This window comes from Argonema galeatum A003/A1 (assembly GCF_023333595.1).
GTDB classification, from domain to species: Bacteria; Cyanobacteriota; Cyanobacteriia; order Cyanobacteriales; family Aerosakkonemataceae; genus Argonema; species Argonema galeatum.
In genome coordinates this window covers 235,028-243,135 of record NZ_JAIQZM010000005.1, presented here as the reverse complement: position 1 = coordinate 243,135, position 8,108 = coordinate 235,028, and the positions used below count along the sequence as shown (strand labels likewise).

Below are 8,108 nucleotides of genomic sequence, written 5' to 3'. Positions count from 1 at the left end.
GAATACACTTATTGCCGCAATGCTTCACCCCTACACTTCACACTATAAAGGGGGTAAATAACCCGGATTTGGTATGAAAACCTTACAGTGCGGTGTTCAGCTTGAAAAATTAGATGCGTCTTAGCTTATTACTGAATCGGTGTTCTAGCCCCTAGCTTCTAATTGCCTTGACAACCGCGATCGCCATCTGTACGCAAAACTCCCAGCAGGGTAGATACCCAAACGCAGCGCTTGGAAGCATTGGCAGAATTGCTTTGTGCGCGAATAATGAAGGTAATTCTGCCTAATTGTCCGTTAACGTGGCCTTTGTATTGGAACTGTACGTTGTAGGCTCCGTCGCGCCTTAGTAATGTAGTTTTGGATACATCGATTTCAATATTATCGGCATCTTCACCGATGAGGTTTTGCCAATTCCAACTCTCAGGAGGTAAGCTGTCTGGATGTGTAGACCATTGCACCAAGCCATTGCTATTGCGAAAGCTGGCTTCCCAAATTCGTTTTTCTCTTTTAGCATTTACCTGCGCTTCTCGCATGACACTCAAAGCTTGAGCTTGTGAGCTGTTGAGGCGTATTCGGTTCAAGAATGCTAGCCAACCGGGTACTGCGATCGCACTTATTATCCCAATCAGCGCAATAACTACTAGCATTTCGACCAGCGTATATCCACGACTAAATCTGGAATACTGGTATTGCATTTTATAAATAAAATAGATGCACCTGATGATAGTTTCTCATTCAGGAGGGCGATCGCGCAAGCTTGTCAAAGCCACCGCCAATTTTGCCTTTCTATGGAATCCAATTGTGATTCTTTGCCATGAAGATACTTCTGAAGCAGACGCAGCTACAACTCTGTATTTTCATGGCTTATGTGCTTATTTTTACTAAGTTTTTTTTTTGCTAATGACTGCGGCAAAGCGATCGCAATTCCGTCTCCTTGCTCATTATCGAAGGCATTCGTTATCGTTGCCTGCACTCATGCCTCCCAGTAAGGTCTCGACAAATACACAACGCCTTGTACCATCTCTGACTCCCTGCGAACCCGGAGAGATCCGAGTGCCAAACGTGATTTTGCCTATTTGTGAAGGAGTTTCAACCAGCAAGCCTTTATATTGAAACTGCACTCTATAAGTGTTTGCGCCTCCCGATGTGAAAGTGGACTTTGCCGTATCAATGGCAATCAGGTCTGAACTTTCATCAGTCAGATTATTCCAAGGACTTGTCGCCAGACAAGTGGGAGTATCATCTGGCACGGGTTGCAAAGACCATGTAACTTTAGTTCCGTCGTCCCGAAAGCAAGCTTGCCAAAGTCTTTTTTCTCTTTTGGCGTTCGCTTGGGCTTGCCGCAGCACGGTCAATGCTTCAGACTGGGCAGAGTTTACCCGTTGTCTGGTTAACCATCCTAACCAACTAGGGCCAGCGATCGCTGCCAAAATACCAATGATGGTTATAACAACTAACATTTCTATTAGAGTGAAACCAGCGATCGCTTTCTTTAATTTAGGCTTCATGTGCGTCTCCTATTTTCAGCCGGATATTTCCAAGCAATTGCAAAAGCGACTAATTAGGTTTTTTATCGATAACACCACGCGCAACCGCTTGAGTTTTAACAGCTATAAGCGGTGCTATCTTAACCCCTGCTTTGCCTGTCGGGTTGCCTCTTAGGAACAGGATCACATTTTGGTTAGTTGGGCTAGAAGTCCCACCCGCTGCCCCTGTAGCAGTTGCACTGCTGACACAAGCTACAAAACTGGGATTCGTGAAAGCACTGGTTGAGGGAGGAATAGGGGGCTGGTTTGGGCTAGTACATTGCAGGCGAGTATCGGCAGGGGTCGCTAGATTGTCGCCGCGTGCTGTGGTGGGATAATCTACAAAATCGACTAACACCGGTCGCGATAAGGGATCGTTTGCTAGTCTGGCAGGCGCACCCAAAGGGTTGCCATTGGCGTCGAGAGCAACAGGCCATGTCTCAAAACTAACATTATTTACTAAAGGCTCTACATATCCAGTGTTTATGGTCGTTAGGGTTGGAGGACTGGCGTTGAAAGCCGTTTCTGGATACATACGTAACTGATACCGCATAATTCTGGATATACCCTTCCATTGCGGTCGATCGGCAGGCTGGTTTACTGCCTGTAGGTAAGCCACCAAGGTGAAAGTACGGCGTCTGACCTGAAGCTGCTTACAGTCATCACTTGGTGACCCTCCGCAATTGAGGGCTGGCTGACCTCGCCTATAGGGTACTTCCTCTGGTTTCCAGAAAACCAGAATCGGTTCCATACCAGCAGGAAAGGGTGGCAGATAAGTTTTTAAAGCTGGGACATTATTATTCGAGCCCCGGTTTCCATTGAGCTGGTTATTGTCGTAGACGTAAGCTGCCTCTCTCAAATCGTTAACCATATAATCGAGAGACATTTGCATTTCCCGTTGGGTTTCAGCGCGAGCATATTCGCGCCGATCGGTCTGCAACAAATCCACAACCATGTCTAGCAGCGCTATGATGATGACAGTGGAAATAACAATACTTACCAAAAGCTCCAATAGAGTAAAACCGGCTGTTTTGCGCTTTCCAAAACGAATACGCTGGCGCTTGAGCAGAAATGTAAATAGTTTTACCGGCATCGTTTTTATTCCCTCCTTAGTCCTGTCGTCTGCGATCTCTTTAGGTGTTGAGTGCTGATTTTTTTTTAGGATATGAGTAAAGCACCTAAAATCTTTTTTTGCTCTCCTCTCGCTTTGCAGGAGAGGAGTTGGGGTTAGGTTTACTGGCACCCAGATCCGGTAAGATCGCCTAAAAATTTCTGTAAATTGCACAGAGAATTGCGATCGTCACTGTGAGTAACGGTGGTGTACATAACTGCTAAAGGTCGGCGTTTTTGAGCGCCAAGTGCCGTAGTGAGTTGCAAGGAAGCGCTACGCTGAGGCGGACTTTCTAGCAGCCCATAATTTTGCGTTATCACTGCCGCATAAACTCTCACACCCATATTAAAAGCAACTTTTTTGCCGGTGCTGTCTGGAACACCCGTATTGCGGTAAGTTTGCACCACAAAGTCTTGAGTGCCATCACCGTTGACATCCACTAAAAGACCTGTTGTGGCAGACATTGAGTTGCGATTTGGAGTGGTTCCAGATGGTGGAGACTGCTGCTTAACGTCCGTAGCTCCTTCAGGGGGTAAATCTGTGTTGGCGTAGTCTTGCTGTTCTGCTATGCTTCTTACCCTGTCTATTTCAGCCTGAGCCAGCTGGACAGCTTGCTCGGCTCGGCGGTTCTGTATTTGGGTAGCGACTGCCAGAAAAATTGGCGGGGTGAAAGATGAAATTACTACACTTATCACCGTGATTGCCATCAAGCATTCCAACAAGCTAATTCCCTGCTGTGAGGAATTTGGTTTGGAAAGCTTGAGTAATGCTAGGGCAAGGCTCATAGTGTTTGATTTTTGAATCGACTGAGTTTTTAGTGATAACATTGTGACCTCCGCAGTTAGTCGCACTCTGTTAGAGATGGTTGATCTAGAGTGGGATCGAGCCTGTTCATAGCCCGACGTAATTTGCAAATGTATAAGTCGTCTGCTCTTAAATCTTTGTAGAACTCGCTGCGGGAGGACGGTTGCGATCCCAAGCGCTGTGCTACTGGCGCTGCCGGTGCATATTGTAGCCCCACATCGTAACCCCAGCGGCGTAAAGGCGCACTGTAGTATTTAGGGAAGCCACCGTTGGCAGTCGTACCCGGTTCCCAAGCATTTTGTCTGAAGGGGGCGGTGGCGTAGGTGCTGAAGTTTAGCTGCATGAAAGACCCGGAAATAACCTGATTAACGTTCAGCCAATTTTCTATGTACCTGGGGAAATTTTGGAAACCGCCATAAGATAGTCCCTGTCCAGACGGCGTAATACCGCTGATGATCATGGCGTTGACCCTAGTTGGCGTAGCTGTGTTGAGCACAATCGGATTAGCTAAGATCGCATAGTCTGTGTCTAAGGGTCGAAAACTTGTTTCCTCAGTTGGGTTAGTGCAGATCCCAGTTACAGAACCAGCCCCACAATATAATGGGTTACCGTTGCGGGAGACTTTGATGGGGAGATTGACACTACTTGTTGTGCCATCCTCCCGAACCCAAGTATTATTAGCACGACCACTATTAGGGCCATTCATGGCACGGAAAGAATGCGTAGCAGGCGTACCCGAATTTGTGATGCCATCCGCTATATTGCCTTCTTTGAAACTATTGGAAAGGATAGTAACTGCATCCCCCAGAATTTCAGATGGTCGCCAATGGTCAGTAGCAGGTCTAGCAAAATTAGCATCCAACGTAGTTCTGTCAGTGTAGAAATTAGCCGGAGTCCAGGTATTATCATCGAGTCGTTGTGTAAATTCCTCCAGATTGTTGGTATTTCCATCCGTGCTGTGGAAATTGAAATCACCCTGAATGTAAACCGGGTTATCGGAAATGAAGCTCAAACCCTTATTACCAGAACGGCTGATATCTCTACCATTAAATAATCGGAAGCCATGAGGACGACGGTCTGGGTCGGCGTAGTAATCTACTGGTTTGGGTGAGACCCCGTTTGCACTGACAGCAGGGTCTTGAGGGTTATTAGCAATAGGAATAGCCCTCATTTGGCAGCCTCCGGTTGTTATCTGTGCATTTGTGCTGCAACTACCTGCACCTGCACCTGGTCTGGAGATCGCATCTTCACGCGCTGCATCTTCCCGGAAAGCGTAGACAATGCCACTTGTCGGTAACCAGGTATTGCCGTTTATGGAAGTGCTTCTGAGCAGGTTTAGATCTACATCCAATGTCCGCACTGTCATCATTTCCCGGCCATTGTAGAAGCTGGTGTCTATGAGGGAAACGTACTCTGGGCTATTGTCTGGTTTAGTTATTTGGGTTCTGCTTGTCCTGCCTGTTGCATCAGTTGTATGCGGTAGTCTCCAACTGCCCACATTATCTATTGGAGTTACCTCCAGAATATCTGAAGGGTTGAGAGGGATAAAATTTCCGCCTATCACAGAAATACCAGCATCGTTTGTCTGTCTAATGTATGGTTCGTTGCTATTAACAGTGGCATCCACACTGTTGCGACCATGAGCTGCTGTGGGGAAAAGATAATAAAGCGATGGTAACTCTGGTAGCTGCGTAGACGAGCATAGACTTACTGCTAAGCGGATAAAACGTTTTTCTTCGGTTACGTTGGTAGGAGCGCCTAAACCAAAATAGTTATTCCCATTTGGTGCTGCTTCCCTATAGTTGCAGCTTAGTTTAAGGGTTTTTTTGGTTGTAGCAGTCTCTGCCGCCACATTTTTGTCATAAGTTATGCCAGCAAATGTATAGGGGGTTTCTGTACCTCCTGGCTGGGGGTTTTCTGAGGTGAGATATTGTACTGAATAGCTGTGATTAGCATCGTCTAGTATTGTTTGTGGTACCAAAGCAAAACCAAACTCTCGGTCTCTTTTAATTTGATTTTGCAGGTGGATAAGGCGTAACCGTTCTTTCCTTTCCTTTTCCGGATCTGTAGTTGAAGGCATTGCTGCAATATAATCACTAGCTGTCGCCGTAGCCGTCAGTGTAGTGGGCAGAGCGTCACTCAACTGCTGCACCTGTACAGCAGTGCTAATGGTGGATGTCTGAATCCGGTTGATGTTTTGAGCTAGCATACCCATCGTGCAGGCAGCAGTGTACTTGTAGGTGTTATCTGCAATGCTATTATTGCCAGACTCTATTGCTCGCCGCAGGTTGGAGAAATTACCCCACATAGTTAAAAAGGGATTGGGGTGAATGCGTCCTCCTTCTTGTCGGGGTGGAAATGCACCATCTATTTCCCCTGCAAAACTGGCTAAGTTTCTCAGCGCAGTATCCCAACTGCCACCCAAGCCTGTCGGTGGCGGGGCGTATTCCCAGCCGTTGGTGCCTTTCCCAGTGAAGAAATTGGTATTCAGTTGTCCATTTGTAGTCCTAAAGTCTTTACTTAGGTCAATGGTTGCTTGGGTTCCCGGATGAGATGTAGTGGCTAGGCAGGCAATAGGGACGTTAGCTCCAGATGGGTTGGCTACGTGGTAAACGGCTGTTGCTTGTACTGCTGCCAAATTGTCTCTCAGGGTGCGCCGCTGTCGGTCTCCATGAGGCATTGTCTGATCGGGCGGGTAAAGCGGGTCATTACTCGTCCAACCGTAGGGATTGCCCAATTCCAATCGCTCTCCCACAATCACGCGCAGACCTGCAAGCGAAGCTCGCCGTTCCCAGTAACCATCCCAACCCAATGTTCTGAACTCTGTGTCAAGCGGATCTACAGTGTTGTTAGTAAGCAGTTGCTGGTCACCTGTTTGGATGTTCTGTCCATTTCTTTTTGAACCTGAATCCAGAACAACTTCGTTGTTAGTACCGTATGCGGGTTTAGGGCCATAGCGATCGTCTGCCCGGTAAGTATCATCTATGAAAGGAGGAGTTTCAGTTCTCCTTACAATCCTTTCTGTGGTAGAAAAATAGCCTATTTGTCCAGCTGCGGCGTCTGTTCTATCAAAGCTCGTATCGTTTAATGATGCTGATGTATTGGTAGGGTCTGAGCCTCGCGATTGCGAGGTAGAGGTGGTAAACAAAACTACTGGATCGAGAGCAATACTACTTGGCGTACCACTGTTTACTGAGTCTTTAGCTTGATCGAGTGTAGTCTGACCCGCGTTAGTATTCGGGGAATTGTCAGGTTTCATGACGTGCAAAGATGCGCTGCCATTGAAGGCATCGCCCTCTATTTGACCGGCGACAATTTGACCCATAAAGCGTGGGTTTAGAGCAGTTGGTGTAGTTGGTAAATTTTGATTAATCCTTATTTCAGAAGCGTCTTTTCTGTAAAAACAGGATTTAGGCGCACTGATTAAATAGCTTGTAAAGTTTGCCCCGTTACCGATCATCAGGTTGCCTGCAGTATACATAGCTCCATTCCACTGCATTCGCCCGCTCGCACTTGGAAAAATTTCTAAGTCATAGCGGAACCAAGCCCCCCATTTATTGCCTCTGTCTATCTGTCTATCCTGCTGAAATTCTAGTGTCGCAACGGTTCTGCTAGTTCCTGCTTTGTTAGAGATGACGATCGCATCGACCTGAAAAGTCTTCCGTAGGGTGGCGCTACCTTGAGGGAACCAATCATTTTCATTTGTCGCTCTTACCGGAACTGCTCCACCTGCTGGGGGTGCCGGAGTCGCGGTGAGAGCGGCACATACGGGGTCGGTAGTAATTCTAGAATTTATTGGGCCATTACGGACAACCAGGGAGTTAGCTTTCTGCTGATCGGTGCTGTTTTCTAGGGTTATACTTCCGGCTGTTTCTCTTCTTTTTAAAGTTATGGAGTAGACGACAGTTTCTGGGTTCCCATCTCCATCGACATCAATTTTATAAGACCAGGCTGGATCGGGTTTGCCATCAATATTTGGATTGATATTTCCCAACTCTGTCTCATCGTTAAGCTTATAGGGATTGGGATTAAGCTGGGTAGTCAATGCTGGATTGCTGTACTGAGCAGGCTCGTTGGTGAGCATAGAAAGCAGCATTTCATCGGAAGGCGGACCGCTGGGAAACCGCTTATCTTTTCGGAACAAGTACTCCAACTTTGCCTTAGCCCGTTCAATTGCTGGCGTAGCAGCATTGTAAATAACCTGCTCTTCACGGGCTCCAATCACTTGATTAGTCCGGCTTCCCGTCCGAAATAGGAGCGCAGCCACCACCAAAGCCACAACCAACAGCAGCATGACTACTGTTGGCAGCACAAATCCAGATCTAGCCGTAGCCATACGCCGCCTGCGGCCTATGTTCAGCAAGTTACGCACCAACCAACGGCTGAGTTTCCTGCTAGTACTTCTCGATAGTTGCCAAAACTGTTTGAATATGGTGTAGATGAATTTTTTAATGGCCTTGGTTTGCTTGCGGTTTAACATGGCTGCTTCCTCAATTGAGAGTGTCTGGCTTCTAGCCCGGTTTAAAATATGAAGATCGGTTTGACTGGCTTTGCTTTAATCGGCTGAATTGTGAGAAATTTACCGAAAATTCATTAACTTTTGGCTTATCTCTGTGCTAACATCTCAAGATGTGCGTTTCAACCGAGAAAATATGCTCTCACCGGAC

Annotated in this window: 6 protein-coding genes; 1 reads left to right on the top strand and 5 read right to left on the bottom strand. The window is 47.0% G+C overall.

Translation table 11 applies throughout. From position 1 onward, the window contains the following. Positions 1–158: 158 nt before the first annotated feature. Complete coding sequence (locus LAY41_RS08480; protein ID WP_275973988.1) at positions 159–695, bottom strand: pilus assembly FimT family protein; 537 nt, start codon at positions 693–695, stop codon at positions 159–161. A 25-nt stretch (positions 696–720) separates the two neighbouring features. Here LAY41_RS08480 and LAY41_RS08475 point away from each other — a divergent pair, with 25 nt between their 5' ends. Next, on the top strand, positions 721–885 hold the full coding sequence (locus tag LAY41_RS08475; protein WP_249096319.1) for a hypothetical protein: 165 nt from the start codon (positions 721–723) through the stop codon (positions 883–885). 56 nt (positions 886–941) lie between these two features. Here the strand turns inward: LAY41_RS08475 and LAY41_RS08470 are convergent, their stop codons facing one another. The 4 genes from LAY41_RS08470 to hpsA form a co-directional block, all read right to left on the bottom strand. Beyond that, the gene (locus LAY41_RS08470) at positions 942–1,508 is read right to left on the bottom strand and encodes a prepilin-type N-terminal cleavage/methylation domain-containing protein (protein ID WP_249096318.1); all 567 of its coding nucleotides are present in this window, start codon (positions 1,506–1,508) and stop codon (positions 942–944) included. A gap of 49 nt (positions 1,509–1,557) precedes the next feature. Further along, entirely contained in the window at positions 1,558–2,619 is a 1,062-nt protein-coding gene (locus LAY41_RS08465; protein ID WP_249096317.1) for a prepilin-type N-terminal cleavage/methylation domain-containing protein, read from the bottom strand. A gap of 140 nt (positions 2,620–2,759) precedes the next feature. Further along, on the bottom strand, positions 2,760–3,464 hold the full coding sequence (locus LAY41_RS08460) for a type IV pilus modification PilV family protein (RefSeq protein WP_249096311.1): 705 nt from the start codon (positions 3,462–3,464) through the stop codon (positions 2,760–2,762). Between the two features lie 14 nt (positions 3,465–3,478). Next, on the bottom strand, positions 3,479–7,921 hold the full coding sequence (hpsA, locus tag LAY41_RS08455) for a hormogonium polysaccharide biosynthesis protein HpsA (RefSeq protein WP_249096307.1): 4,443 nt from the start codon (positions 7,919–7,921) through the stop codon (positions 3,479–3,481). Positions 7,922–8,108: the final 187 nt, after the last annotated feature.

What these genes read in the sequence shown, in the direction of transcription:
- LAY41_RS08480 (WP_275973988.1), bottom strand. Translation starts at nt 695, where the DNA reads ATGCAATACCAGTATTCCAGATTTAGTCGTGGATATACGCTGGTCGAA.
- LAY41_RS08475 (WP_249096319.1), top strand. Translation starts at nt 721, where the DNA reads ATGATAGTTTCTCATTCAGGAGGGCGATCGCGCAAGCTTGTCAAAGCC.
- LAY41_RS08470 (WP_249096318.1), bottom strand. Translation starts at nt 1,508, where the DNA reads ATGAAGCCTAAATTAAAGAAAGCGATCGCTGGTTTCACTCTAATAGAA.
- LAY41_RS08465 (WP_249096317.1), bottom strand. Translation starts at nt 2,619, where the DNA reads ATGCCGGTAAAACTATTTACATTTCTGCTCAAGCGCCAGCGTATTCGT.
- LAY41_RS08460 (WP_249096311.1), bottom strand. Translation starts at nt 3,464, where the DNA reads ATGTTATCACTAAAAACTCAGTCGATTCAAAAATCAAACACTATGAGC.
- hpsA (WP_249096307.1), bottom strand. Translation starts at nt 7,921, where the DNA reads ATGTTAAACCGCAAGCAAACCAAGGCCATTAAAAAATTCATCTACACC.